The following is a 25,271-nucleotide window of genomic DNA, read 5'->3' on the forward strand; positions in this document are numbered from 1 at the left end:
GGTTTATTATTCCTATGTTCGATCTCACACTTTCCGAAGCTATGGCGCTCGATGAACAGGACGACCTGGCTCCGTTTCGCCAGGCGTTTGTGATTGATGACCCGGATTTGATTTATCTGGACGGCAATTCGTTAGGGCGGCTGCCGCGGGCGACGGTAGGGCTGTTGCAGGAGATGGTGACGCGGCAGTGGGGGCAGCGGTTGATTCGCAGTTGGAATGAGGGCTGGTTTACGTTGTCGCGGCGGGTGGGGGAGAAAATTGCCGGCATTCTCCACGCCCACCCCGACGAAATCATCATCGCCGACTCCACCTCCGTCAACCTGTACAAACTCGTCGTCGCCGCCCTGCACGCCCGCCCCGGTCGCCACACCATCATCAGCGACGACCTCAACTTCCCCTCCGACCTGTACATCTTCCAGGGCGCGCGCGGGAACGAACACCAACTGCGTATCCTCCCCTCCCCCGACGGCATCCACGGTCCCGTGCCGGCATTGGCCGCCGCGCTCGACGAAGACACCGCCCTCCTCTCCCTTTCGCACACCGCCTTCAAGAGCGGCTACACCTATGATATGGCCGCGATCACGGCCCTGGCACACGACGTGGGGGCGTTGGTGCTGTGGGATTTGAGCCACTCGGCGGGGGCCGTGCCCGTGGACCTGCGCGGCAGCGGCGCGGACCTGGCCGTGGGCTGCACCTACAAGTACCTCAACGGGGGGCCGGGCGCGCCCGCCTTCCTTTTCGTGCGCCGCGATTGGCAGCAGACGTTGCAACAGCCGATTTCCGGCTGGTTTGGGCAGCGGAATCAGTTTGCACTGGGATTGGCATATGAAGCGAGCGGCGACATAACCCGCTTTCTCACGGGCACGCCGCCGCTGCTCTCCCTGGCGGCGATTGAACCGGGGGTGGATTTATTGTTAGATGCCGGCATAAACCGCCTCCGCGCCAAATCCATGAAACAAACCGAGTACCTGATCGCCTTCTGGCAAGCGTGGCTGCAACCCCTCGGCTTCACCCTCAACTCCCCCCGCGACCCCGCCCGTCGCGGCTCCCACGTCTCCCTCGGTCACGCGGAAGCGGCGCGCATCGACCGCGCCCTCATCGAAGAGATGAACGTCCTCCCCGACTTCCGCCGCCCGGACAACCTGCGCCTGGGCATTGCCCCCCTCTACACCTCCTACCAGGACATCTTCACCGCCATGACGCGGCTGCGCCAGGTGGTCACCGACCGCCTCTACGAAAAATACGCGCCCGACATGCCTGCCGTCACCTAAAACGCATCACCGAACTTCCCGGAAGCGCCATATCAGGCCAAAAGTGTCCCAAAATTCCACACCTTTCGCATGAAAACAACTTCCGGGAAGATAAGGCACGCATCACGATGAGTACAAATTCAATCCAGAAATTCACGACCGCGGCGGGTCGCCGCATTTATACCTTTCCCGTCCAGGCATTCACCAGCCTGGTCGCCAACATCTACGTTATTGACGATGGGCAGCGGTTGACGCTGATCGACACCGGTTCCGGGCTGCCTGAGTGCAACCAGCAGCTTCAGGCGGGCTTCGCCGCGCTGCAAGAACAGCACGATCCCCGCCTCAGTCTCGCCAACCTGGACAGCATCATTATCACGCATGGGCACATTGACCATTTTGGCGGCCTCCCATTCGTGCGCCAGTTCACGGACGCGCCGGTTGGCGTGCATGTGCTGGACCGGCGCGTGCTGTCCAACCACCAGGAGCGGCAGGTGGTGGCGGCGCGGCGGTTGGAGAACTTTCTGGAGATGGCGGGCGTGCCGGCAAAACACCGCGAAAACCTCATGTCCGTCTACCTCTGGGCTAAGGGCTTCTACCACTCCGTCCCCGTCGATTTCCTCATCGAAGAAGGCCCCACGCCCACCGGCGACTTCCACGCCTACCACGTCCCCGGCCACTGCCCCGGCCAACTCTGCCTGCAAGTGGACGACATCCTGCTCACCGCCGACCATGTCCTCGCCCGCATCACGCCGCACCAGGCCCCGGAAAGCATCACCAACCACATGGGTTTGGGGCATTATCTGGACTCGTTGAGGAAAATTGCCGGCATTCCCAACATCACCCTCGGCCTCGGCGGACACGAAACCCCCATTCCCGACATCTACGCCCGCATCCAGGCCATTCGCCACAGCCACGAAGAACGACTACAAAAAACCCTCGACATCTGCCGCGAACCTCGCTCCATCGCCGAAGTGAGCAAAGAGCTTTTCGGCCCGGTGGAAAGCTACCACGTCCTCCTGGCCCTGGAGGAAGCCGGCGCGCACGTCGAATACCTCTACCAACGCGGCGAACTGGTAGCCGCCAACCTGGAGGAGATCGAGGCGAACACGCATCCGGTTATTCGCTATCACCGCGCATAATGAGGTATGAGGTATGAGGGTATGAGGTATGATATTGCGGCACTGCTGTTGGCGTGGTGGGATGAGGGGCACGCGGATTTGCCCTGGCGCGGCGGCGGCGATCCTTACGCCATCTGGGTGTCGGAGATTATGTTGCAGCAGACGCAAATCAGCACCGTCGTTCCCTACTTCGCCCGCTGGATGACGCGCTTCCCCACTGTGGCGGCGCTGGCGGACGCCCCCTTGGGGGAGGTGCTGAAGGCGTGGGAAGGGTTGGGGTATTACAGCCGCGCCCGTCATTTGCACGCGGCGGCGCAAAAGGTGGCGCGGGAGATGGACGGACGCCTGCCCCAAACAGCGGCGGCTCTGCGGCAACTCCCCGGAATCGGCCCGTATACGGCGGGCGCGATTGCTTCCATCGCCTTCGACGAAGCCGCGCCCGTGCTGGATGGGAATGTCATCCGCGTCCTCACGCGCCTCTTTGACCTATCGGACGATGTGACGCGGACGGAGACGAAGAAGCGGTTGTGGGCGCTGGCGGCGGAATTGGTCCCCTCACGACGACCGGGGGATTACAATCAGGCGCTGATGGAGTTGGGGCAGACGGTTTGCACGGGAGCGAAGCCTGACTGCGCCCGCTGCCCGTTGCGCCCGCACTGCCTGGCGGCGGCGCAGGGGACGCAGTTGGAACGCCCGGTGCGCCCGCCCCGAAAGAACACGCCGCATTATGATGTGGTTGCCGGCATTATCTGGCGCGACCACCACCATTTCCTCATCACCCAACGCCCGCTCGACGGCCTCCTCGGCGGCCTCTGGGAATTCCCCGGCGGCAAATGCGAACCGGGCGAAAGCCACGCCCAGGCCCTCCGCCGCGAAATCCGGGAAGAACTCGCCCTGGACATCACCATCGGCAGCCACCAGACCACCATCAAGCACGCCTACACCCACTTTCGCATCACCCTGCACGCCTACCACGCCACCTACCACGGTGGCCAGCCCCGTCACCTCGGCGTCGCCGACCACGCCTGGGTCACGCTGGACCAACTCGCCCCCTACGCCTTCGCCGCCACGGATCGCCAGATCATTGACAGCCTGCGGCAAAATAGTGAGAATTAGACTTGTAGATTGGACCAATTTTACGCGCTCAATGGCTATTTTCACTAGGGAAAATTGGTCCAATCTGGCTAAGCAATTACCCTTTTTGAGAGTGAACCAACTCACCACCGACCACCCATTTCCAGTGCGGAGCATCCTATGCAAAACCCGGACTCAATAACGGCCCAATCCGCCTTCACCGAAGCATCCCTCATGCAGGGAATGTCTACCCACCTCTTCTATCAGAACCGCTTCCTTTACATCTACCCCATCATCGGCGTCGTGGCACTGCTGGTGGGGTTTGTCACCTGGTGGCTGATCGACAACGTTGTTCTCCTCAGCATCCTGCTCTTTCCCGCCCTGATCCTCCTCATGTTCGTCCCCTACAACCGCTGGCTCCTGCGTCGTAACATCCGCAAGCTGCCCAATCTGAACAAAAAAGTCGCCTGGCAACTGGATGCCGCGGGAATCAATGGGCAAGGCGAAGGGTTCAACTTCAGCCAGAGTTGGGCCTCCATGTACGAAACGATGCAAGCGCCGGCGGGCTTGCTGATTTATCCGCAAAAGAATGTCTTCTACTGGCTGCCGCGCGAAGCGTTTGCCACGCCCGCCGACTTCGACGCGGCAGCGGCGCTGGCGCGGGAACATTTGCCCCGCTTCCGCCGTGTGGGGCCTGCTCCCCAGGAAAGTGCCGCATGAAATTGACCCTCATCCGCAACGCCACCCTGCGCCTGACCTACGCCGGGCACACCTTTGTCATAGACCCCTACCTGGCGACCAAAGGCTCGCTCCCCGCCTACGCCAACGTCAGCCCCAATCCGCTGGTTGAGCTGCCCATGCCCGCCGCGGACGTTCTGCACGACAGCGAAATGACCCTCGTCTCCCACCTGCACACGGACCATTTCGACGCCGCCGCGCAGCACCGTCTGCCTCAAGACCACCCGCTCCTCTGCCAGCCCGCCGACGAGGCCCGCATCCGCGACAAAGGCTTCCAGAATGTTACGCCAATTGCCGGCACGCACACCTGGGGGAACATGCGCATTCACCGCGTCAACGGGCGACACGGAACCAGCCCCGCCATTTTGCGCCTGATGGGACCCGTATCCGGCTTTGTCCTGCAAGCAACGGACGAGCCGACGCTCTATTGGGTCGGCGACAGTGTATGGTATGAAGATGTTGCCGCGGCGATTGACCAATGGCAACCAGACGTGATCGTCACCCATTCCGGCGGGGCCGTGTGGGGCAACGAGCAAGAAGCCATCATCATGGACGCGGCGCAAACGGTCGCGGTTTGCCAACACGCCCCCCACAGCACCGTCATCGCCACGCATCTGGAGGCGCTGGACCACTGCTTGACTTCGCGCGCGGCGCTGCGGCAAGCCGCCACGGACGCGCACATCTCCCCCGCCCGGCTACGCATCCCCGCCGACGGCGAGGCCATCACCCTCTGAAAGCAAAATGACTCCGCCAACTGCTGACGGCAAGCGCCTCGCGCTGGCGCAAGAGCTGGAAGCCACACGCGCGGCTTTCCACCAACTGCTGGCGTCGATGCCCGCCGACCGCTTCCCCGCCCCCACGCCCAATCCCGCCTGGAATGTCGGGCAAATGCTCTTCCACATGAGCGTCGCCCTGCGCTTTCTCCCCACCGACGCCGCCCTGATTCGCCGCTCCGGGAAACTGCCGCAACACGTCCCCGCCTTCCTCTTTCACTGGCTAAACAAGCAGTACACGCGCTGGGGTGGCCGCCGCCCCACCCACGCCTACCTGGCGGCGGCGTATGACAAGGCGCACGCCCACACGCTGGCGGCGCTGCACAGCGTAGAAGAAAATGAGTGGGAGAAAGGGGTAGACTATCCCGGCTGGGACCCCATGCTCAGCGGCTTCGTCACCCTGGAAGCCTTGTTCCACTATCCCGCCAGACATTTTCAAGCCCACGCCGCCGAACTACGGCAGGCAAAAGAATAGTTTATTGCTGAACAGTCGCGTCATTAAATGGCTAAGTAAACGTTCAAAATGCAGATTGGTTCAATCTGTGAGATTGAACCAATCTCCCGAACGGTTACTAATGATCGCGCCGGACGGACAGGTGTCCTCCGTTGACCATTCACCCATTGTCACCACTAACCCTCTCTGGAGAGTGGTCCAATCTGGCTTAGCCGCTACCACCCATTCACGAATTCACCCATTAACCATTCCCCATGAACTTTGCCCACCATCTCACCATTATTCGCGGCGGCGGCGACCTGGCAACGGGCGTCATTTATCGTCTGCGGCAGGCGGGATTTCCCGTGGTGGTGCTGGAACTGGCGCAGCCGCTGGTGGTGCGGCGGCGGGTGTCCGTGGCCGCCGCCGTGCGTGAGGGAGAGGTCACGATTGAGGGAATGACAGCGCGGCGCGCGGCTTCCGTGGCGGAAGCCGTCGCGCAAGCGTACGCGGGTCTGGTCCCCGTTCTTGTCTCGCCGGAACTCCCTGATCTTCCCCATCCCCCCAGCATTCTCATTGACGCGCGCATGGCCAAGCGGAACATTGACACCCACCTCGATCAGGCAGCGTTGGTCATTGCTCTGGGACCGGGCTTCGACGCGGGGCGTGACTGCCACGCGGTGATCGAAACGATGCGCGGCCATCGCCTGGGGCGCGTCATCTGGCGCGGAGCGGCGCTGCCGAACACGGGCACGCCCGGCATCATCGGCGGCAGAGGCGCGGAACGTGTCATTCGCGCCCCCGTCGGCGGAACCGCCGAGTGGCTGGTGGAAATCGGCCAGCGCGTGCGCGCGGGGCAGCCACTGGGCAGCGTAGCCGATCATCCTATGCTGGCTCCCTTTGATGGGGTTGTGCGCGGCCTCATCGCCCCCGGAACCGTCGTCTCCGCCGGCCTGAAAATCGGCGACGTGGACGCCCGCGAAGAGGTGGACGCCTGCTTCACCATCTCCGACAAGGCGCTGTCCATTGGCGGCGGCGTGCTGGAAGCGATTCTCACCGCGCATCAACGCGGCCAACTGCCTCCCACAGCGTCGCGCCTGTCCCTGCCCACCGCTTTGGGCATTGGTCCCGCCGCGGAAATCGTGGCCTTCACCGGCGCGGGGGGCAAAACGAGCCTGTTGTTCGCCCTCGGTGCGGCGCTGCCGGCGGGCGTCGTCATGGGCGCGACCACGCATCTGGCGCAATCGGAACTGGCGCAGTCTCCCGCCGTCTGTCGCCTGGGGGAACTGGCGCAGCTAGACCTGGCGCTGCGCCGTTTTGGGCGCTGCCTGCTGGTGGGAGAGGACGAGGGGGAAAAGGTGGCGGGGATGCCCCCGGACCTACCCGCGCGGCTGCTGCATCGCCCCCACGTGCGTCACGTCCTCGTGGAAGCGGATGGATCACGGCGGCGGCCCTGCAAAGCGCCCGCCGCGCACGAACCCGCCATCCCCGCGCAAACGACGCTGGTCGTGCCCGTGGTGGGCATCTCCGCCATCGGACAACCCGTGGCCGCCGCCGCCCATCGCCCCGCGCGCGTCTGCGCCCTGACGGGGCTGGGCATGGCGGAGGCGATCACGCCGGCGGCGCTGGCGGCGCTGCTGGCGCACGCGGAAGGCGGGCTGCGCGGCGTCGGGGACGCCGCGCGGGTAGTCCCCTTCATCAACCAGGTGGAGACGGAGGCGCAACTGTTGGCGGCGCGGGAGGTGGCGCGGCGGGCGCTGCGGCATCCGCGATTGGCGCACGTCGTCATTGGCGCGGCGCGCGCGGCGCGACCCGTGCGCGAGATTTATCGCCGCGTGCGCGCCGTGGTGCTGGCGGCGGGGCAAAGCCGCCGCATGGGGCGGACGAAGCAGTTGCTCCCCTGGGGAGAGACGACCGTGCTGGGGCGAACGCTGCAAAACGTGACGCGCAGCTGCGCCTTTGACGCCGTGGTGGTCACGGGGCACGAAGCGGCAGCGGTGAGTCAGATTGCCGCCGCCGCCGGCGTACGCAGCCTGTTTAATCCTGATTATGAGGTGGGAGAGATGCTTTCGTCGTTGAAAGTGGCGGTGCGCGCGCTAGAGGAGGGGATCGGCGCGGTGCTGGTGGTGCTGGCGGACCAGCCAATGGTGGAGCCGCAAACGATGGATGCGCTGCTGGCAGCGTTCTGGCAGGGTAAGGGGGACCTGGTGGCGCCTGTCTACCAGGGCAGGCGGGGCAATCCAGTGTTGATTGGTCGCACTTTTTTCACGGCGCTGCTGGCGCTGCCCCCGGACGCCGCGCCACGCGACCTGCTGCGCCAATACGCGGCCTCGTTGCATCTGGTGGACGTGGGCACGGATACGATTTTGCGTGACCTGGATGATCCGGCGGCGTATGAGCAGCAGCGAGCAGGGGAATACGACCACCTTCCCGGAAGCGGTTCTGATGCTAAATGACCTACAAGCAGGCTTCCGGGAAGATGGGTAAATGGTTAGCGTTGCCTACGGGCAGACGTTGGCGGTGTTGTTGTAGAACCAGTTGTAGGCGTAGTAGCTGCCGCTTTGGGCGCGGATGGCGATGCGGCTGGCGTTGGCCAGGCTGGCGGGGATGGTGAAGGTTTGGATGAGGGAACCACCGGCGGCGGAGTCGAAAGTGCCGGCATCATACCCCCCCACACCTTGCGTCCCCATCTCGCCCATCAACACGCGGAACGTCAGATGCCGCGGGAAGTTCGTCGTCTTGATCGTCACCGAACTGTTGCGCACCACGCCGCACACCATGAAGGAGGGCGTGCCCGTGTAGCCGGGAATGGGCGTGGGCGGTGGTGGTGCGGGGGTGCTGGTGGGCACGGGCGTGGGCGTGGGGCCAGGGGTAGCCGTCGGCGCGGGCGGAGCGGGAGCCGTGTTGTTGTTGTAGAACCAGTTGTAGCTGTAGTAGGAACCAGACTCCAGGCGGATGGCAATCTGGTGGGTGTCGGCCAGGCTGGCGGGGATGGTGAAGGTGGCGGTCAGGCTGCCGCCCGCGCCAGAGTCCAGCGTCCCCGCCGCCACGCCACCAATACCGCGCGTGCCCATGAGGCCCATGGTCACGGTCCAGGTGCGGTGGGCGGGGAAATTGGCCGTTTGGATGGTCACGCTGTTGTTGTGGACGACGTCGGTAATGGTAAAGGTGGGAATGACCTCGGCGGCGGTGGAGCGAGATGCCGGCAGCAGCAGCGCCAACAACGCCGCCAGACACCCCAGCGCCAACCACGCCAGCCATCGGAATCGAATGCGACTTAACATGGAACAAGCTCCTTTTCATTGCAGAGAGGGGATTGTATGGTTTTCATTGGCTCATCTGTAGGACAATTCGCCTGAATTGTCCTCTACCGCAATGGACAATTCGGCGAATTGTCCTACTCCACCTGCTGAAGCACAGTATACAGGAAACGAGGGGGCGATTTCTATAGAACACCCATTCGCTCAGGAACTGTCCGCGAATTAGTTCCCGTTTTTCGTCCTCTGGGCGAGCATTTGCGGATGGGCGCGTAATTGACCATGTTTTGTGGAAAGAAGAGCTTTTTTGGATGATCACTTATACGACGGGGCGGGGATGGCGGAAGAGAAGGCGGGGGACGGAGATGCCGAGGGCGAGGGCACCGAGGAGGAGGGCGGTGTGGATGGCGTTGATGCCGGCTGTAGGAACGGGGTCAGTGGGTATACAGCCAACTCATTTCAACCGCCTGCATGATTGTGGCCGAAAAAAGGGAACGACACGGGCTGCTTGCATGGTTGCCCACAGCCTGTGACTGCCAGTTTGACGATAACAATTCGTCACATCTCTGCTCTGGCTTTACGTACGCGCAAATCGGACCCGCGCCTCTGTGACGACCACAAACTGACCAGGTAATCGGTCAGCGTAATTGCCGAGCAGTTTGCGGAGCGTCTCTTTCTTGTTGGCTGCCCGTTCATCCTCAAGCCGGAGAAAAATGACACCCTTATGCGGTCGTCTCTCACGGTAAACCTTCTCGCCGAAGTCCTTATCATTCGTGATAAGTATCCAGTTCTCAACATACGCTTTTTGCAGAATGTCGCTATCTTCTAATCCTCGCGCTTCATCATAGACTGAGAAGACCTCGTGCTTTTGTGCCCGCAACCAATCAGCAACGGCCGGGCCGGTGCATTCATCCACCAGGAAGCGCATTCAGACCATCTCCGTGACCAGTGGCATGAAGGACGTGCTTTCCAGAGATTTGGTGGCGAACAAAAGGCAAGCCTGAATGTCCTCCTGTGTGAGGTCTTTGTATTCGCCCAATATCTCTACGGCTGTTGCTCCGTGCGCCAGTAAATTGAGAATGTATTCAACTGTTAGCCGTGTCCCCTTAATGACAGGTTTGCCAACCATGACGTTGGGATTGAGTGTAATTCGCTCAAGTAGTTGTTGGTCTTTCATGGCTTCAACCTCAAGAATCTTGTTGACTTCGTACCCACTTCATTCTCCAGGTCTTCATTTTCGGTGCGGAGAGCGGGCAAAGTAACAGTAGGCATTGTTTTAGGGCCGCGGCGGCCTCTATCACGAGGCCGTAACGATTTATGTAACTATTGTACGCTGGTATTTACCTACCGTCTATAGCTCAAGCGCAAGGGCATGAGATAGCAGGATTCTGGCGAACTCTGCAATCCCATACACTTCCAGTATCTGGTTCAGACGACGGGGCGGGGATGGCGGAAGAGGAGGCGGGGGACGGAGATGCCGAGGGCGAGCGCGCCGAGGAGGAGGGCGGTGTGGATGGCGTTGATGCCGGCATCTACCAACACCCCACTCACCTCTCCTCCCGCCGCCGTCGTCACCCGCAAAATGCCCATCATCGTCTGAAACGCAAACACCCCGGGAACCATGGGAATCACCCCCGGAACCGTAAACACAAACGTGGGCTTGTGTAGCCGCTGCGCCAGCAAATTGCCCAATACGCCCACTACCACCGCCCCCGCCAGCGTGGCCCCCTCCAACGGCACGCCCCACTGCGCCAATAACGCCCGCGTGCAATGCCCCGCTGCTCCCGTGAGAAACGCGCCGGGCAAATCCCGTCGTGGCACGCTAAACAAGATGGCAAACCCCACCGCCGTCACCCCCGCCCAAAACGCATCCTGCGCCAACACCCAAACCATCATGTTGCCCATCCTTCCCCCATCCTCACACCCCCATGAGCCACATCGCCAGCAGCAGGCCGATAGCAATCGCCAGGGAAACAAGGCTGCCGTAGAGGCCACGCGCCAGGCCTGTAACCAGATGACCTTCGATCAGGTCCTGGGCGGCGGTGATCAGGGGCGCGCCGGGGACGAGGAGGAGGACGCTGGCGGCCAGGGCGAGTTGGGGCTGCGCGCCCCAGGAAAAGAGCGTGGGGAGGCTGGCGAGAATGCCGGCAACAAACGCCGTCACCGTCACCACCAAAAATACATTGAAGTAGCGGCGCGTCAGTTCCTGCCGCACCCACATCGCCGTTGCGGACGCGACAAACGTCGCGCCAAAAACCACGGCATCCCCGCCAAACAAACGGCTGAGCGCGGCACAAGCCAGCCCCACCATGACCACCACCAGCCAGCGGTTATATGGCAGCGGCATCTGGTCAATCCGCTCCAACGCGGCGCGCACCTGATGGCGATCCAACCCCTCTTCCGTCACGCGGCGGCTGAGCGCGTTAATCTCCGCCGCCACGCTCATGTTCACGCCGACGCGGCTCACACGCCTGATCTTGGTGCGGAACGCCTGACCGCTACTCGTCGTCAGGACAATGGCATTAGGGGACACGAGAATATCCAACCAATCGCAGCCCAATCCGGTCCCCAGGTGATGCACGGTCTCCTCCACCCGCTGCGTGCGCGCCCCATGCTGTAGGAGCATCTGCCCCGCCCACAACGCCAGATCGATCACGTCCTGCAGTTCCGCGTGTGGCAGGGGGTCCCGCTGCGCCATCTCTTTGCGTGCCGGCATTTTCGCCCCTTCCTCCCCCGCCTCACTTCCGCGCCACATACACCAGCCACTCCGCCGCATCGTACAGAGGCAGCCCATCCCAGGTCGGAAACACCGTCACATCCGCGAAGCCAGCCTGCCGCATCATCCCGGTCATCTCCTCGCTTGTGTACACCTGATCGCACAGCGTGATTTCGTCAAACTGCCCGGTTTGCAAATGCAGGACCTGGAAACGTTCCACGGAGGTCTGGGCCGCCTCGTCCCAAAACCGCTCCCCCAGATGCAAAAACGGCGCGTCCCCCCACAAACCCTGGTCATCCGTGAACCACCACGTACTGTCCGCCTTGTCTACGCGATCCGGATTGAGCAGCTCCACGCACAGCTTGCCGCCGGGCTTCAGGGCGCGGGCCGCCGTTTGCAGCAGTTGCCGCGCCGTCTCGCGTGGGAAAACGGCCAACTGCCCATAGAGAAACAGCGCGGCGTCGAAAGAAGCGGTCTCCCCCGCCGCCTCCGGCGACCAGGCGGCCACGTCCTGCTCGCAAAAGCGGCAGCGGTCGGTGACGCCGGCGGAAGCCGCCAGGGAATGGGCGTAGGCGATGGACGCGGGGCTAAAATCAATGCCCAACACCTGGCAGCCCTGCCGCGCCAGCGCCACGGCATAAAGCCCTGGGCCACAGGTCAGGTCCAACACGCGGCTGCCCGTCTCCAACCCCAGTTTTTGCCACAACCAGGCAATTTGCCGCGCCCGTTCCTCATCCTGGCGCGAGGCCGCGCCGTGGGATTGGTCCAGATGTTCGCGCAGCATTCGCCGCGAGAAATCGGGATCATTCCAGGGGAGATTGCCATTTTGCCACAGCGGTGGCCGCTCTGGTCGCCCATAAACACGCCACAACGCCCGGACTAATGCGCTTTCAACGTCATCCGCACTCATCATCTACCCTCAAGCAAAAAGCCCCTGGCGCTCTTGTTGGCCAGGGGCTTTATCAGATTCGGAAAAACCAGAAACGTCAGCCGCCGGCGACGAGTGTGCCCACGCTGCGGAGCAAGGAGGCGACGGTGTTGTTCATAAGGCTGAAATAGCCGGCGGGAGCGATGCCTATCCAGACGATGAAGACGAGGAAGACGACGAAGATGGCCAGTTCGCGCCCGTTGACGTCGCGCAGTTTTTTGTTGGCGGGATTGTCCAGCGGTCCCATGAAGACGCGCTGGAACATCCACAAGAGATAGACGGCGGCTAGAATGACGCCCGTGGTGGCGAATGCGGTGTAAATCCAGGCGTTCGGCCCCAGCGATTGGGTAGCGCCCATGGAGCCGAGGAGAATGGTGAATTCGCCCACGAAGCCGTTCAGGCCGGGCAGGCCCATGCTGGAGAGGACGATGATCAGGGAAAGGACGCTGAAGACGGGCATGACGCGCCAGAGGCCGCCGAATTCCTTGATCTCGCGGGTGTGCCGCTGTTCGTAGATGATGCCGACGAGGAAGAATAAGGCGCCGCTGCTGAGGCCGTGGTTAACGCCCTGGATGATGGCGCCTTGAAGGCCGGCAGCATTCAACGAGAAGATGCCCAACATGACGAAGCCGAGGTGACTGACGCTGGAGTAGGCGACCAGTTTCTTCACGTCTTTTTGGGCGAAGGAGACGATGGCGCCGTAGATGATGCCGATGATGGCCAGCACGGCGATGAAGGGGGCGTACTGGATGGAGGCTTCCGGGAAGAGGGGCAGATTGAAGCGGATGAAGCCATACGTGCCCATTTTCAGCAAAATGCCGGCAAGAATAATAGACCCTGCCGTGGGCGCTTCCGTGTGGGCGTCGGGCAACCAGGAGTGGAAGGGGAACAGCGGGACCTTTACGGCGAAGGCCAGCGCAAAGCCGATGAACAACAGATTTTGCATCCCGGCGAAGGCGGCGCGCCCCGTGATCAGGTCCGGCACGGAGAAGGTGCCGTTGGTGATGCCCATGTACAGGATGGCCAGCAGCATGAACAGGGAACCGGCCATCGTGTAGAGGAAGAACTTGATGGAGGCGTAGACGCGCTGTTTGCCGCCCCAGATGCCGATGAGGAAGTACATGGGGATGAGGGTGAATTCCCAGAAAATGTAGAACAGGAACAGGTCCTGCGCCAGGAAGACGCCCGTCATGCCCACTTCCAGCAGCAACATGAAGATGTAGTACTGCTTCAACTGCTCCTGGATGGCGCTGAAGGAGGCGTAGATCGCCAGGGGGCTGATGACGGTGGTGAGCATGAGCATGAGAATGCTGAGGCCGTCGATGCCCAGGTGGTATTCGATGCCCCAGGCGGGAATCCATTTCACGCGATCCACCAATTGCAGCGTGGCGACGTTGCGATCAAAGAGCACGAGGACGATGACCGAGATGACAAAGGTGGCAATGGACGTGGTCAGTGCCACCTGGCGGATGCGGTCGTCGCTTTCCTGATTAAACGACTTCAGCAGCAGGATAGCTGCCACACCCAACAGGGGAAAGAACGTGACGATGGTGAGAATTGAGTTCATGCCGTCTCCAAAACGTTTCTATCGTTCTTGGGATCAAAAGGGATAAGCCGAATGGGGATTCGACGTTATCCGACAAAGACAAAGTAGGCCAGGAGCAGGACGACGCCGAGGAAGATGGTGAGGGCGTAGTTGCGCACGTATCCGGTCTGGCCGCGGCGGATGATGCCGGCAAGCCAGCGGGTGAGGCGGGCGCTGCCGAGGACGAGAAGGCCGTCCAGTCCTTTTTTGTCGATGAAGTCAATAAAGCGGGACCAGCCGACGAAGGCGTCCCGGATGAGGCTGTTGTGGACGAAGTCGTGCCAGAATGCGCCATCAATGGCGTGTCCACACCAGTCGGCGATTTTGTTAAATGCCGGCACAATCCCCTGCATTGCCACCGTATTCAGAGGCAGCGCCGCAAAGAAGGACCACACATAAGGAATGCTCTGCAGCGGGTCCTTCTCCTCCGCCGTCCGCGGCCGCTTGCCGTAGACCACGAAGAAAGCCAGCGCCAGGAAAATCAACGCCAGCCCCAGGGAGATACCCGCCACCAGGGGATGCAAATATGGCTCCACGTGCGGCAGGTGCAGCAGCCCTTCCTCTGTGAGGTGAAAAGAGGCCAGCGAATGCTCCAGCCATCCTTCCAGGCGCAAGAACGCGCCCGTCGGACCGTGCGCGGCCTCATACGCCTCTTTGCTGAAGAAGGGCAGGTTGATGAACATGCCGCCAAAGAAGGACAGCAGCGCCAGCACCGCCAGCGGAACCCACATGATGGGCGGGCTTTCTTCGGCGTGGGCGGCGGCTTCGTGTCGCGGTTTGCCAAAGAACACCATTTTCACCTGCCGCCCCATGTAGAAGGCGGTGCAAATGGCCGCCAGGGCCAACAAAATGTAGACGGGCTGGTTGGTTTCGGAAGCAAAGGCCAGGATTTCGTCTTTGGACCAGAAACCGGCCAGGGGAGCGACCCCGGCCAGGGCCAGCGCGCCGGTGATGAAGACGATGAAGGTGATGTTCATACGCTGGCGCAGGCCGCCCATGGTGCGCATATCTTGCGGATCGAAGTCGTCGTGGGCGGGAGCCTGTACGGCGTGCCCGTCGTGGGCGTCATGCCCGTGCGCGTGGATGTGGTGATGCCCATGCTCCATGCCGTGAATGACGGAGCCGGAGCTGAGGAAGAGGAGGGCTTTGAAGAAGGCGTGCGTGACGAGGTGGAACATGCCGGCAACATACGCCCCCATCCCCACCGCCGCCACCATAAAACCAAGCTGGCTCACCGTGGAATACGCCAGCACCTTCTTAATGTCAAACTGCGTAAACGCAATCAGGCCCGCCAGCAGCGCCGTTGCCGCACCCACGTAGGCCACCAGGTCAGGGGAGGAAACGAGACCCAGGATTTTTACGTCGGCGACGCGGGCAATCTCAAACAAGACGTTGCTGCGCGTGATCAAATAAATGCCCGACGTGACCATTGTGGCCGCGTGGATGAGGGCGGAGACGGGCGTGGGGCCGGCCATGGCATCCGGCAGCCAGATGTAGAGGGGGATTTGCGCGGATTTGCCGGCAGCCCCCATCAAAAACAGCGCCGTAATCGCCGTCACCACCGTGCCCAACGGCGCGGCAAACGTGCCAAACGTGACCATGTGCCCCGCGTGGAACAACTCCTCCGCGCCACTAAAAACGGTGTTGAACTCCAGGGAGCCAAACGTCCAAAAAGTGAGGATCATGGCGATAACCATGGCAAAGTCGCCCACGCGGTTGGCGACAAACGCCTTACGCGCCGCGTCGGAGTTCGCCACGGAATCAAACCAGAAGCCAATGAGCAAAAAGGAACAAAGCCCCACGCCTTCCCAACCGACAAACAGCATCAGGTAGTTGCTGCCGGACACGAGAACGAGCATGAAGAAAATGAACAGGTTGAAGTAGGCGAAGAAGCGGGAGTAATCCTTGTCCCCGTGCATGTAGCCAATGGCGTAGATGTGGATGAGCGAGCCAACGCCCGTGACCACAAGCATCATCGTCACGGACAGGGTGTCCACCTGGATGGCCCAGGGCACATGGAAATTGGCCGCGGGAATCACGATCCAGTCAAACAGCGGAATAACCTGAGCGTGATAGTCGTGGGCGCTGAGGCTGGCCAGCAGCGCCAGAGAGACGGCGAAGGCGCTCAAGGCCATGCCGCTGGCAATCCAGCCCGTCCATTTCTCCCCCACGGCGCGGTCGGCGTCCACAAAGCGGCGACCGATCAGGCCATTAAAGAGAAAGCCCACAAACGGCAGTATCAAAATGAGGGGAGCCAGTGCAAAAGCATTCATACGCGCCTCGCGCTATCCTTTCAGCAGGTTGATTTCGTCAATGTTGATGCTCTTCTTGGAGCGGAAGATGGACACGATTAAGGCCAACCCCACGGCCACTTCCGCCGCGGCCACCGTCATCACGAAGAAAACAAACACCTGTCCATTCAGATCGCCCAGTTGACGGGCAAAAGCCACAAAAGCCAGGTTGGCCGCGTTGAGCATCAGCTCAATGGACATGAAAATAATGATGGCGTTGCGGCGCAGCAACACGCCCAGCGCGCCCATGGCAAACAAAATGGCGCTAAGGGCAATGTACCAGTTGAGAGAAACTTCCGTCACGCTAGACTCCTTGAGAAAGCATGAGGTATAAGGTATGAGGTGTGAGGTCTTCATACCTCATACCTCATACCTCATACCTTTACTTCATCCCTTTTCCTTCTTCGTTTGCAGCACGACGACACCAATCATGGCCACCAGCAGCAAGACGGAGGTGATTTCAAAAGGAAGGACAAAATGCTGGAACAGAGCGATGCCCACGGCACTGGGGCTGGCGTCAATGGGCGCGGTCGCGGCGGCGCTCACGCCGTTATTAGTGAGAACGACGGCAAACACGGCCAGCAGCACCAGCGCCAACGCCAATGGTGGCAAGTTGCCACGGAGCGTGCGTAATCCGCCAATTTGCTCCGCTCCCAGCAACATGATCACGAACAAGAACAGGACCATGATGGCCCCGGCGTACACCGTGATCTGCACCATAGCCAGGAATGGGGCATTCAGCAGCAAGAAAAGGACGGCAATCGTACACAGATTCAAGATCAGGTAGAGGGCGCTGTAGACCGCATTGCGGCTGATCAACATCCCTGCCGCCGCGCCTATCGCCGTTACCGCCAGGATAAAAAAGACAATTGCATTTCCCATAAACGTCGCCTCACGCTGCGTTTGCTCCGTGGAGCTACTTCGGATTTTCCATTTCGGGGATGGCCCGATTGAATGTGCCCGGTTCGACCTGCCGCGGCGTGTCCTGGCTGCCTTCGGGGGGCGGGTTCAGGAGCATCTCTTTGGTGTAGATGGCGCTGGCGCGGTCGTAGAAGCTCAACTCAAAGTTACTTTCCAGCACAATCGCCTCGGTGGGGCAGGCGTCTTCGCAATAGCCACAGAAGATGCAGCGCAGCATGTTGATCTCGTAGACGCGGGCGTACCGCTCGCCGGGCGAGTAACGTTCGTCGTCGGTGTTTTCGGCGGCTTCCACGAAGATGGCATCGGCGGGACAGGCCGCCGCGCACAAAGAGCAGCCGATACATTTTTCCAGCCCGTTATCGTACCGCTTGAGTTCGTGGCGGCCCTTGAAACGGTTACGGACCGGTCGTTTCACCTCTGGGTATTCGACGGTGACCGGGGGTTGAACCAGATGTTTTAGCGTGGTCCCTAAGCCTTTCAGGATTTCTCCAAACATATCTTTTCCTTCTCAAGCGGGTGACATGGATGACGTTTCATGTTGCCGGGCGCTCATGGTAGCATTGTTCCGAGCAGGTCGAAGAGCGGGTTGAGCGCGCCGGTGGAGGAGAGGACGACAAAGACCATGGTGATGATCAGGTTTAGGACGGAGATGGGCAGCAGCACTTTCCAGCCAAATGACATGAGTTGATCGTAGCGGAGGCGAGGCAAAGAGGCGCGAATCCAGACCATGATGCAGAGGCCGACGATGATTTTGAGGATGAGGTAGAGGAAGCCTAATGCCGGCACTTGGTCCACAAACGGCCCGCGATACCCCCCAAAAAACAATACCGCGGCAATGGCGCTGAGGGAGATCATCTTCATGTACTCCGCCATGAAGAACATGCCAAATCGCATTCCGCCATACTCCACGTTGTAGCCGGCGGAAAGCTCCTGCTCCGCCTCCAACAAGTCGAACGGCGCGCGCTGTAATTCCGCCAGCGCGCCAATGCAGAAGATGACGGCGGCGATGGGTTGCAGGAAGATGTACCAGCCCCCTTGCTGCGCCGCCACGATGTCGCCCAGGTCCATGGAGCCGGCCAGAATAATCGAGGGCAACACGGACAACCCCAACGCCAGTTCGTAGCTGATCATCTGCGCCGAGGCGCGAATGCCGCCCAGAATGGCGTACTTGTTGTTGGACCCCCAACCGGCCAGCACGACGCCGTAGACGCCGATGGACGTGATCGCCAGGATAAACAGCACGCCGACGTTGACACCGGGCGCGATAGCGAAATAGGGGGAGAATTTAGCCCCGAAGATGTTGATTTCGCCCGCCCAGGGGATGACGGCCAGGATAAGGATTGCCGGCATCACCGTCAACATCGGCGCCAGTGTGTAAATGTATCTATCCACCTTCACCGGCGTGTAATCTTCCTTGAAGAACAACTTTACCGCATCGGCGGCGGGCTGCATGAAGCCGCTGAGGAAACGGCGCTCGCCCCCTTTCCAGGGAATGGGGATGTAGCCCGCGCGATTGGGTCCCACGCGCCCTTGCAGCCGCGCCAGCAGCTTCCGTTCCAACAGGGTGGTGTAGGCAAAGCCCGTGATGACCACGAAGCTCATGATGAATCCAACGATTAAGGCCCGCAGGGCGACTTGACCTGGTGTCATGCGACTTCCTTCATTTTCTCAATGTGGATGCTGCCTGCTTGATAGGTGACGCCGCGAACGACGGCAATGCCGGCAGAAACGTCCTCATTCACGTTTGCCGGGGAGGGAATGACCTGGCCGTTGACGCGCAAAGCAACGCTCTCGCCATCCGCCACGCCCAAAGCCGCCCCATCCGCCGGATGCAGCCACACCGCCGGCTGCGCCACACGCGCTTGCAACATCTCCGACCGGGCAATAAGCGTTCCGGGTCGGTACAACGTCCGCGCCTGGATAACGCGCAAACCATCCGCCGCCGCGCCCGTGTCCGGCACGGCAAACAAGGCCACATTTCCCTTCTCCGCACCGGCAGCCCACTGCTGCCCCAGGCCCGACTGGTTATCGTAGGCCGTACCACCGTAGTAGAGGTCGTCCCGTCCCACGTCCGGCCACTGCGGTTCGACGTGCGCCAGGGTGCGGTAATCCATGCCGTTGTACGGCAGCGCGGCGGCGGCCAACTGCTTGAAAACGAGGCTGGCGGCCATCTTCGGCTTGCCCAACCCCACGCGCTCGCCAATTTGCAGCAAAATCTGCCAGTCGGGGCGCGCCTCGCCCACGGCGGGGATGGCCTGGTAGAAACGCTGCACGCGCCGCTCGCCGCTGGTGTAGGTTCCTTCGCGTTCGGCCCAGCTTTGTGCCGGCAAAACCACGTCCGCCAGTTCCGCTGTTTTCGTCAGGAACAACTCCTGCACCACCAAAAATGCCAGCTTGCCCCGCCCGGCCATCAAACCATCGCCCACCGGGTCCGCGCCCAAGACATACAGCGCCTTGATCTGCCCGGAAGCCGCGCCCGCGTACATGGCCGCCGCGTCCAAACCGGGGGCAGCCACACGCTTGTAGCCAGGCCCCGCGTCCGGGCGCACGCCCATGTCCCACGCGCCTTGTGTGTTGCCCCGCGGCCAGACAGGAACGAGACCATTGTTTGTTTTGCCGGCACGATGCGCCCCATCCGCGTCCTTCAACAGCAGCAAATTGCCCAACAGCGCCGCCACCGCTTCCGTCTCCGCGTAGGACAACCCCTCGCAGCCATAAAATGCCACCAGGTTCCGCGCATTCGCCAACGCCTGCCCTGCCGCCTGCACCCTATCCGCCGCCGGGGCATCCAGCACCTTCGCGCCGTTCAGCACCTGCCGCAGCGTCTCCACGCCCATGCCCGCGCCATAATGCACCACATGTTTTGCCCAGCGATCCAGGCGCGTGGCCCGCGCATTCAGCACCACCACGCTCGCCCCCCGCTGCGCCGCCTGTTTCACACGCAGCCACCAGACCGGCGCTTCCTCGTGCAAATCAGACGCCATCACCAGGATCGCGTCTCCCTGCCCCAATTGCAGCAAATTGCTGCCGCTGCTCAAGCCCACCTGAGCCACGACGTCGCCGCCGCCCATCCGCTTATCAGCCAGGTCCACGTTATGGCTGCCCAGCCCTTGCCGGAACAAGTGCTGGAAGGCAAACAAATCCTCGTTGCTCAAACGATCATTCGCCAGACCGGCGGCGGCTCCCTTCAATTGCTGGAGCTTGCCGGCCACCACATCCAGTGCCTCTTGCCAGGAAACGGGCGTCAACTGACCGTTCTTGCGCAGCAGCGGCGTCGTCAACCGCTCCGCATCGTCGGCGAAATGATGCACAAAACGCCCCTTGTCGCACAACCAGATTTCGTTCACTTGCTCATTCTGGCGCGGCATAATGCGTTTGATCACCGGACGACCGCCGGAAACGGCCTCGCGCCGCGTACTCATGGTCATGTTGCAGCCCACGGGGCAGTGGGAGCAGACACTGGCGACCGGCGTCAGTTCCCAGGGGCGCGCGCCAAAGCGGAAATCGCTGGTCGTGAGCGCGCCCACGGGGCAAATATCCGTCGTATTGCCGCTCCAGAAGCTGTCGAAGCCCGGATCGGACATGGTCACAATCTCCAGGCTGCGCCCGCGATTGTGGAAACCGATCACCGGATCATCCACCACCTCGTCCTGGAAGCGAATGCAGCGGGCGCACTGAATGCAGCGCTCCCGATCCAGGTAAATCAACTCGCCCAGCGGGACGTGTTTTTCCAGCTTAATTTTGTCGCTAAAATCGAAGCGACTATCGCCCCGGCCATGCGCCATTGTCAGGTTTTGCAGCGGACACTCCCCGCCTTTGTCGCAAATCGGGCAGTCCAGCGGATGGCTGGTAAGGATGAATTCGATCACGTCTTCCCGCGCTGTGTCCACCTGCTCCGTCGTGGTGCGCACCACCATCCCCGGCGCGACTTCCACGGTGCAGCCCGTTTGCAGCGCCTTGCCCCAGTTGAGTTTGGGCGAGCCATCCGCTTCGCGCAGCAGTTCACCCGTGGCCCGGTCGCGCATGGGCATGCCGATTTCCACCAGGCACATGCGGCACATGCCCACGGGCGTCATCTTGGGATGGTAGCAGAAGACGGGGATGTCCACCGCCACTTTCTTGGCCGCGTCCACGACCAGCGTCCCTTTAGGAACGGTCAGTTCGATACCGTCAATGGTCAGGGTTACTTGATCACTCATCCGCACCTCAGATGTGAGAGTTTACGACGTTGTCAGCGGGCGTGTGGATGCCGCTCCGTCAAGCCTGCTCAGGCGGCGGCTGTCTGCCGTTGCCGCGCCGCCGGCTGTTTTGCGCCATGCCCATTGGCATGGGGTTTGACTTTCGCTTCAAATTCCTGTGGGAACAACCGGATGGCGGACAGGACGGGGTTGATGGCGAATTCTCCCAACGCGCACAGGCACTTGCCTTGAATCTGTCCGGCCACGCTTTTCAGCAAGGCAATGTCCTCGGGGCGACCGTGTCCGTAGTAAACGCGGTGCAGCACCTTATCCAACCAGAACGTTCCTTCGCGGCAGGGCGTGCATTTGCCGCAAGATTCATGTTTGAAGAAGTGAACGGCTTTCATCGCCGCCCACACCATGTCTACCGTCTCGTCGCAGACGATCACGGAAGCGGACCCCATGATGGAGTCGTAGGGAGCCAATCCCTCAAAAGAGATGGGGGCGTCCATTGCTTCGGCGGTGATGATGGCTCCGGAACCGCCGGAGGGGAAAATGGCCTTCACTTTTTTGTCGCCGGGGATGCCGCCGCCGAAGTCGTAAATGAGTTGGCGGTAGGTGGTCTTACCCATTTCGATTTCGTAGTTGCCGGGCTGATTGACGCGCCCGCTAAGGCAGACGACTTTAGGCCCGGGGCTGTTGGGCGTACCCAGTTCGAGATACCAGTCCGCGCCGTTGGTGAGGACGAGGGGGACGTTGGCTAGCGTTTCCACGTTGTTGACGACGGTGGGGCTGGCGTAGAGGCCCTGGACGGCGGGGAAGGGGGGCTTGGACCAGGGCTGGCCCAGGTTGCCCATGAGGGAGTTGAGCAGGGCGGTTTCCTCGCCACAAATGTATGCGCCCGCGCCGTAGTGGGTGTAAAAGTTGACGCTGTAGCCGGAATCGAGGATGTTTTCGCCGATGTAGCCGGCGGCGTAGGCGTCTTGCAGCGCCTGTTCAAATGGGGCGGCGGTGCGCAGGAATTCGCCGCGGAAGTAGATGTAGATGGTTTGGGCCTGGATGGCGTAGGCGCAGAGGAGGGCGCCTTCGATGACCTGATGGGGGTTGGATTCGATCAGTTCACGGTCTTTGAAGGTGCCTGTTTCTGACTCGTCGGCGTTGACGACGACGTATTTGGGCGCGTCGGTTTTAGGTATGAATCCCCATTTAATGCCGGCAGGAAACCCCGCCCCGCCTCGTCCTTTGATATTCGCCTTGCGCACCTCGTCGCGCACCTGCACGGGCGTGAGCGAACCAAGCGCCTGCTTCCAGGCCGCGTAGCCGCCGTTTTCCTCATACACCGCCAGCTTGTGGATGTCTGGCACGTCACGATGTCGCAGCAATAAGTGAGCCATACTAATCTCCTGCCGTGGCTGCTTCCGCACGCAGTTGGGCGATCAGCGCATCAAATTGGGCTTCGTCCAGCTTTTCGTGGTAGTGCAGGTTGCACTGCAGCATGGGCGCTTTGTCGCACGCCGCCAGGCACATGACCGTCTTCAACGTAAACAGGCCGTCCGGCGTCGTGCCCTCGACGGGGATCCCCAACTTGCGCGAAGCCATCTCCACGAATTCGTCCGCGCCGCAGAGGGCGCAGGCCAGGTCGTTGCAGATTTCCAGCACGTATTTGCCCACGGGTTCCTCATGGAAGAGGGTGTAGAAGCCCGCCAGGGAAAGTACGTGCGTGGGGTCCAGGTCGAGAATGCCGGCAACATCCGCCATGGCCTCGGGACTCATATAACCATAGGCTTCCTGCGCCAGGTGCATCAGCGGCAGCACCGCGGATTTTTTATCTGGATACCGCGCCAGAATTGCTTTGATTTGATCACCATGCTTTTCTGCAATCACAACCTTCTCCCAGAAGAACTACTTCACATCAATGCATTCAGCCACCGATAAGTCATTACAAACCAAGCGTATGTTGCAACGCTCTATCAATAGCTGCCATCGGCAAGGAACCAATAATACGATCGATTGCGGCATCCCCAACCGTTGCCAGATTGTCCGTCATCACAACTGAATCAGTCAGTAATCCTGATTCTCGCCCTTCAGCATCGGCGAGCAATACCGTCACGCGACTCGGATGATTGGCACGAAACATTCTGCTCGTGATCATAGCTACAATTACCTGCGGCAAGTCCGTCTGCAGATCGTCGGCCTGGACAATAAGAGCCGGACGAGACTTGGCTGTTCGCAAATCTGAATGCGGGAAGAGGACTAAGACGACGTCACCGCGCTTGTAAAGACGTGTGGGCTGCATCATAGTGGTCGTAAATATTCATTTCAGAGCTTTCCCAATCTTCAGCAAACGCACTCAGACGCGCCCGCAAATCGAATGCCTCGTCCTCATCAATACCTCGTGTACGCAAATCAACATATCTTGGCGTCAAGAACGTAACGATGACCAGAGTCTCATCCTGCATGTTTTGAGGAATCCCGGTTAACTCAATTTTACCATCACGATAAACCCCCTCTATGGTGACTAACATACTCCATACCTCTCCATATTTGATCAGGGTTATTTACGTCAAAATCATTTGTAACTATTCACGTCTCCGAGAGATTGGACCAATTTTGTAGACATTAACAGGATTTAACCAGAGCAAATTGGTCCAATCTGGGCAGATGACCTGTATAGTCACCATCATTTACCGCAATTGTCAGGCATCATCGTAACTACAACCCTCTCGTGGGCTGAGCTTGTCGCAGCCCATGTCAGTCTTCGACAGGCTCAGACAACGGGCTAAGTAGTTACGCATTATCTATCAATCTCACCCAGGACGATGTCAATGGAGCCGATGATAGCCACCAGGTCGGCAATAAATGTACCTTTGGCGAGGACGGGCAGCGAGGCCAGGTTGACGTAGGAAGGGGTGCGGAAGTGGACGCGGGCAGGCTTGGGCGTGCCGTCGCCGCGCAGGTAGCAACCCAATTCGCCCCGTGGCGATTCGATGCTGTTGTAGACGTAGCCCGTGGGAGCGCTGAAGCCTTCTGTCCACAGCTTGAAGTGGTGGATAACGGCTTCCATGCTGTGTCCCAGTTCCGAACGCGGCGGGGGCACGATTTTGCGGTCGTCAATGTTCACGGGACCGGGTTTGAGCCTATCGAGGGCCTGTTCAATGATGCGCAGGCTCTGCCACATCTCGCGCATACGGCAGCGGTAGCGGGCGTAGACGTCGCCGTCGGTTTCCAGAGGGACTTCGAAGTCGTAGGTGTCGTACCCCATGTAGGGTTGGGATTTGCGGATGTCCCAGTCTACGCCGGAGCCACGCAGGCTGGCGCCGGTCATTCCCCAGGAGATGGCATCGGCGGCGGAAATGGCGCCAACGCCTTTGGTGCGCTGCAACCAGATGGGGTTGTTCTTGAGGAGGGCTTCGTAGTCGGCGATTTTGGCGGGGAAGAAGTCGAGGAATTGGCGAATTGCCGGCACAAATTCCTCCGGAACATCGCGCCACAACCCACCCGGCCGGAAATAACTGACCATCATCCGCTGCCCCGCGACCATCTCGAACACATCCAGAATGTATTCGCGCTCGCGAAAGCAGTAGAGAAAAACGGACATAGCCGCCAGGTCCAGCGCATGGGTCGCCAGCCACACCAGATGACTGCTGATGCGGGCCATCTCCAGCAAAATCACGCGAATGACCTGCGCCCGTGGCGGAACCTCTACACCCAGAAGCTTCTCCACGGCCAAAATATAGCCCATGTTGTTGGACATCGGCGACAGGTAGTCAAGGCGGTCCGTCATCACCAGGGCTTTGGTGTACGTCTTCGACTCCATGCTTTTTTCCACGCCGGTGTGCAGAAAGCCGACGTCGTTCGCCAGATTCACGACCGTCTCGCCATCCAGTTCCACCAGCAAACGGAGGACGCCGTGGGTGCTGGGATGCTGCGGCCCCATGCTCAAGAGCATGTGCTCTTCTGACTCAATGGTCATCCCGGAACCAACTTTGGCCCGCAGTTCTTCCACGGT

25 protein-coding genes are annotated in these 25,271 nt (G+C 60.8%); 7 read left to right on the plus strand and 18 right to left on the minus strand.

Annotation, left to right across the window (positions count from 1 at the left end; translation table 11 throughout):
* Positions 1-14 precede the first annotated feature (14 nt).
* The 7 genes from kynU (at position 15) to H6650_11370 (ending at position 7,842) form a co-directional block, all read left to right on the plus strand.
* Positions 15-1,271 (plus strand): kynureninase, encoded by a 1,257-nt coding sequence (gene kynU, locus H6650_11340; GenBank protein MCB8952598.1) that lies wholly within the window; start codon positions 15-17, stop codon positions 1,269-1,271.
* 107 nt (positions 1,272-1,378) lie between these two features.
* Positions 1,379-2,389 carry an MBL fold metallo-hydrolase gene (locus H6650_11345; GenBank protein ID MCB8952599.1) on the plus strand — a complete coding sequence of 337 codons (1,011 nt, stop codon included), beginning with the start codon at positions 1,379-1,381 and terminating at the stop codon, positions 2,387-2,389.
* A 6-nt stretch (positions 2,390-2,395) separates the two neighbouring features.
* Positions 2,396-3,484 (plus strand): A/G-specific adenine glycosylase, encoded by a 1,089-nt coding sequence (mutY, locus tag H6650_11350; protein ID MCB8952600.1) that lies wholly within the window; start codon positions 2,396-2,398, stop codon positions 3,482-3,484.
* A 138-nt stretch (positions 3,485-3,622) separates the two neighbouring features.
* Entirely contained in the window at positions 3,623-4,162 is a 540-nt protein-coding gene (locus tag H6650_11355; protein MCB8952601.1) for a hypothetical protein, read from the plus strand.
* The gene (locus tag H6650_11360) at positions 4,159-4,914 is read left to right on the plus strand and encodes an MBL fold metallo-hydrolase (GenBank protein ID MCB8952602.1); all 756 of its coding nucleotides are present in this window, start codon (positions 4,159-4,161) and stop codon (positions 4,912-4,914) included. Before H6650_11355 ends, H6650_11360 begins: the two co-directional genes overlap by 4 nt.
* 7 nt (positions 4,915-4,921) lie before the next feature.
* Positions 4,922-5,428, plus strand: coding sequence for a DinB family protein (locus H6650_11365; protein ID MCB8952603.1), 507 nt, complete (start codon positions 4,922-4,924; stop codon positions 5,426-5,428).
* A gap of 233 nt (positions 5,429-5,661) precedes the next feature.
* Positions 5,662-7,842, plus strand: a complete 2,181-nt coding sequence (locus H6650_11370) for an EF2563 family selenium-dependent molybdenum hydroxylase system protein (GenBank protein ID MCB8952604.1) — start codon at positions 5,662-5,664, stop codon at positions 7,840-7,842.
* A gap of 45 nt (positions 7,843-7,887) precedes the next feature.
* Here the strand turns inward: H6650_11370 and H6650_11375 are convergent, their stop codons facing one another.
* The 18 genes from H6650_11375 to nuoD form a co-directional block, all read right to left on the minus strand.
* Positions 7,888-8,670 (minus strand): hypothetical protein, encoded by a 783-nt coding sequence (locus H6650_11375; protein MCB8952605.1) that lies wholly within the window; start codon positions 8,668-8,670, stop codon positions 7,888-7,890.
* A 550-nt stretch (positions 8,671-9,220) separates the two neighbouring features.
* Positions 9,221-9,571, minus strand: a complete 351-nt coding sequence (locus H6650_11380; protein MCB8952606.1) for a DUF5615 family PIN-like protein — start codon at positions 9,569-9,571, stop codon at positions 9,221-9,223.
* Positions 9,572-9,820: a DUF433 domain-containing protein gene (locus tag H6650_11385; GenBank protein ID MCB8952607.1), complete on the minus strand. Its 249-nt coding sequence runs from the start codon at positions 9,818-9,820 to the stop codon at positions 9,572-9,574.
* 251 nt (positions 9,821-10,071) lie between these two features.
* Positions 10,072-10,539: a threonine/serine exporter family protein gene (locus H6650_11390; protein MCB8952608.1), complete on the minus strand. Its 468-nt coding sequence runs from the start codon at positions 10,537-10,539 to the stop codon at positions 10,072-10,074.
* 22 nt (positions 10,540-10,561) lie between these two features.
* Positions 10,562-11,398: a threonine/serine exporter family protein gene (locus tag H6650_11395; protein ID MCB8952609.1), complete on the minus strand. Its 837-nt coding sequence runs from the start codon at positions 11,396-11,398 to the stop codon at positions 10,562-10,564.
* On the minus strand, positions 11,382-12,272 hold the full coding sequence (locus H6650_11400; GenBank protein ID MCB8952610.1) for a class I SAM-dependent methyltransferase: 891 nt from the start codon (positions 12,270-12,272) through the stop codon (positions 11,382-11,384). The genes H6650_11395 and H6650_11400 overlap by 17 nt, the downstream gene beginning before the upstream one ends.
* Positions 12,273-12,345: 73 nt before the next feature.
* Positions 12,346-13,854, minus strand: a complete 1,509-nt coding sequence (locus tag H6650_11405; protein ID MCB8952611.1) for an NADH-quinone oxidoreductase subunit M — start codon at positions 13,852-13,854, stop codon at positions 12,346-12,348.
* A 65-nt stretch (positions 13,855-13,919) separates the two neighbouring features.
* Positions 13,920-16,145 carry an NADH-quinone oxidoreductase subunit L gene (locus H6650_11410; protein ID MCB8952612.1) on the minus strand — a complete coding sequence of 742 codons (2,226 nt, stop codon included), beginning with the start codon at positions 16,143-16,145 and terminating at the stop codon, positions 13,920-13,922.
* A 12-nt stretch (positions 16,146-16,157) separates the two neighbouring features.
* Positions 16,158-16,520 (minus strand): NADH-quinone oxidoreductase subunit NuoK, encoded by a 363-nt coding sequence (gene nuoK / locus H6650_11415; GenBank protein ID MCB8952613.1) that lies wholly within the window; start codon positions 16,518-16,520, stop codon positions 16,158-16,160.
* Between the two features lie 30 nt (positions 16,521-16,550).
* Positions 16,551-17,045 (minus strand): NADH-quinone oxidoreductase subunit J, encoded by a 495-nt coding sequence (locus H6650_11420; GenBank protein MCB8952614.1) that lies wholly within the window; start codon positions 17,043-17,045, stop codon positions 16,551-16,553.
* Between the two features lie 34 nt (positions 17,046-17,079).
* Complete coding sequence (gene nuoI, locus H6650_11425; GenBank protein MCB8952615.1) at positions 17,080-17,580, minus strand: NADH-quinone oxidoreductase subunit NuoI; 501 nt, start codon at positions 17,578-17,580, stop codon at positions 17,080-17,082.
* A 53-nt stretch (positions 17,581-17,633) separates the two neighbouring features.
* A complete protein-coding gene (gene nuoH / locus H6650_11430; protein MCB8952616.1) occupies positions 17,634-18,734 on the minus strand; it encodes an NADH-quinone oxidoreductase subunit NuoH in 1,101 nt (366 codons plus the stop codon).
* Positions 18,731-21,283 carry an NADH-quinone oxidoreductase subunit NuoG gene (nuoG, locus tag H6650_11435; GenBank protein ID MCB8952617.1) on the minus strand — a complete coding sequence of 851 codons (2,553 nt, stop codon included), beginning with the start codon at positions 21,281-21,283 and terminating at the stop codon, positions 18,731-18,733. Before nuoG ends, nuoH begins: the two co-directional genes overlap by 4 nt.
* A 68-nt stretch (positions 21,284-21,351) precedes the next feature.
* Positions 21,352-22,656, minus strand: coding sequence for an NADH-quinone oxidoreductase subunit NuoF (gene nuoF, locus H6650_11440; GenBank protein MCB8952618.1), 1,305 nt, complete (start codon positions 22,654-22,656; stop codon positions 21,352-21,354).
* A gap of 1 nt (position 22,657) precedes the next feature.
* Positions 22,658-23,146 carry an NAD(P)H-dependent oxidoreductase subunit E gene (locus H6650_11445; protein ID MCB8952619.1) on the minus strand — a complete coding sequence of 163 codons (489 nt, stop codon included), beginning with the start codon at positions 23,144-23,146 and terminating at the stop codon, positions 22,658-22,660.
* A 55-nt stretch (positions 23,147-23,201) separates the two neighbouring features.
* Positions 23,202-23,561, minus strand: a complete 360-nt coding sequence (locus tag H6650_11450; protein ID MCB8952620.1) for a type II toxin-antitoxin system PemK/MazF family toxin — start codon at positions 23,559-23,561, stop codon at positions 23,202-23,204.
* Complete coding sequence (locus H6650_11455; GenBank protein ID MCB8952621.1) at positions 23,527-23,787, minus strand: hypothetical protein; 261 nt, start codon at positions 23,785-23,787, stop codon at positions 23,527-23,529. Before H6650_11455 ends, H6650_11450 begins: the two co-directional genes overlap by 35 nt.
* Before the next feature lie 269 nt (positions 23,788-24,056).
* Positions 24,057-25,229 carry an NADH dehydrogenase (quinone) subunit D gene (gene nuoD, locus H6650_11460; GenBank protein MCB8952622.1) on the minus strand — a complete coding sequence of 391 codons (1,173 nt, stop codon included), beginning with the start codon at positions 25,227-25,229 and terminating at the stop codon, positions 24,057-24,059.
* Positions 25,230-25,271: the final 42 nt, after the last annotated feature.

Source organism: Ardenticatenales bacterium, assembly GCA_020634515.1.
GTDB lineage: Bacteria > Chloroflexota > Anaerolineae > Promineifilales > Promineifilaceae > JAGVTM01.

Coding starts and splice junctions, on each gene's coding strand:
- H6650_11410 (MCB8952612.1), bottom strand. CDS start 16,145: ATGAATGCTTTTGCACTGGCTCCCCTCATTTTGATACTGCCGTTTGTG.
- H6650_11420 (MCB8952614.1), bottom strand. CDS start 17,045: ATGGGAAATGCAATTGTCTTTTTTATCCTGGCGGTAACGGCGATAGGC.
- H6650_11385 (MCB8952607.1), bottom strand. CDS start 9,820: ATGAAAGACCAACAACTACTTGAGCGAATTACACTCAATCCCAACGTC.
- H6650_11400 (MCB8952610.1), bottom strand. CDS start 12,272: ATGATGAGTGCGGATGACGTTGAAAGCGCATTAGTCCGGGCGTTGTGG.
- H6650_11450 (MCB8952620.1), bottom strand. CDS start 23,561: ATGATGCAGCCCACACGTCTTTACAAGCGCGGTGACGTCGTCTTAGTC.
- kynU (MCB8952598.1), top strand. CDS start 15: ATGTTCGATCTCACACTTTCCGAAGCTATGGCGCTCGATGAACAGGAC.
- H6650_11345 (MCB8952599.1), top strand. CDS start 1,379: ATGAGTACAAATTCAATCCAGAAATTCACGACCGCGGCGGGTCGCCGC.
- nuoG (MCB8952617.1), bottom strand. CDS start 21,283: ATGAGTGATCAAGTAACCCTGACCATTGACGGTATCGAACTGACCGTT.
- H6650_11395 (MCB8952609.1), bottom strand. CDS start 11,398: ATGTGGCGCGGAAGTGAGGCGGGGGAGGAAGGGGCGAAAATGCCGGCA.
- H6650_11355 (MCB8952601.1), top strand. CDS start 3,623: ATGCAAAACCCGGACTCAATAACGGCCCAATCCGCCTTCACCGAAGCA.
- H6650_11370 (MCB8952604.1), top strand. CDS start 5,662: ATGAACTTTGCCCACCATCTCACCATTATTCGCGGCGGCGGCGACCTG.
- nuoI (MCB8952615.1), bottom strand. CDS start 17,580: ATGTTTGGAGAAATCCTGAAAGGCTTAGGGACCACGCTAAAACATCTG.
- H6650_11365 (MCB8952603.1), top strand. CDS start 4,922: ATGACTCCGCCAACTGCTGACGGCAAGCGCCTCGCGCTGGCGCAAGAG.
- H6650_11360 (MCB8952602.1), top strand. CDS start 4,159: ATGAAATTGACCCTCATCCGCAACGCCACCCTGCGCCTGACCTACGCC.
- nuoH (MCB8952616.1), bottom strand. CDS start 18,734: ATGACACCAGGTCAAGTCGCCCTGCGGGCCTTAATCGTTGGATTCATC.
- H6650_11390 (MCB8952608.1), bottom strand. CDS start 10,539: ATGATGGTTTGGGTGTTGGCGCAGGATGCGTTTTGGGCGGGGGTGACG.
- H6650_11375 (MCB8952605.1), bottom strand. CDS start 8,670: ATGTTAAGTCGCATTCGATTCCGATGGCTGGCGTGGTTGGCGCTGGGG.
- nuoF (MCB8952618.1), bottom strand. CDS start 22,656: ATGGCTCACTTATTGCTGCGACATCGTGACGTGCCAGACATCCACAAG.
- H6650_11405 (MCB8952611.1), bottom strand. CDS start 13,854: ATGAACTCAATTCTCACCATCGTCACGTTCTTTCCCCTGTTGGGTGTG.
- H6650_11380 (MCB8952606.1), bottom strand. CDS start 9,571: ATGCGCTTCCTGGTGGATGAATGCACCGGCCCGGCCGTTGCTGATTGG.
- H6650_11455 (MCB8952621.1), bottom strand. CDS start 23,787: ATGTTAGTCACCATAGAGGGGGTTTATCGTGATGGTAAAATTGAGTTA.
- nuoK (MCB8952613.1), bottom strand. CDS start 16,520: ATGAAGACCTCACACCTCATACCTTATACCTCATGCTTTCTCAAGGAG.
- mutY (MCB8952600.1), top strand. CDS start 2,396: ATGAGGTATGAGGGTATGAGGTATGATATTGCGGCACTGCTGTTGGCG.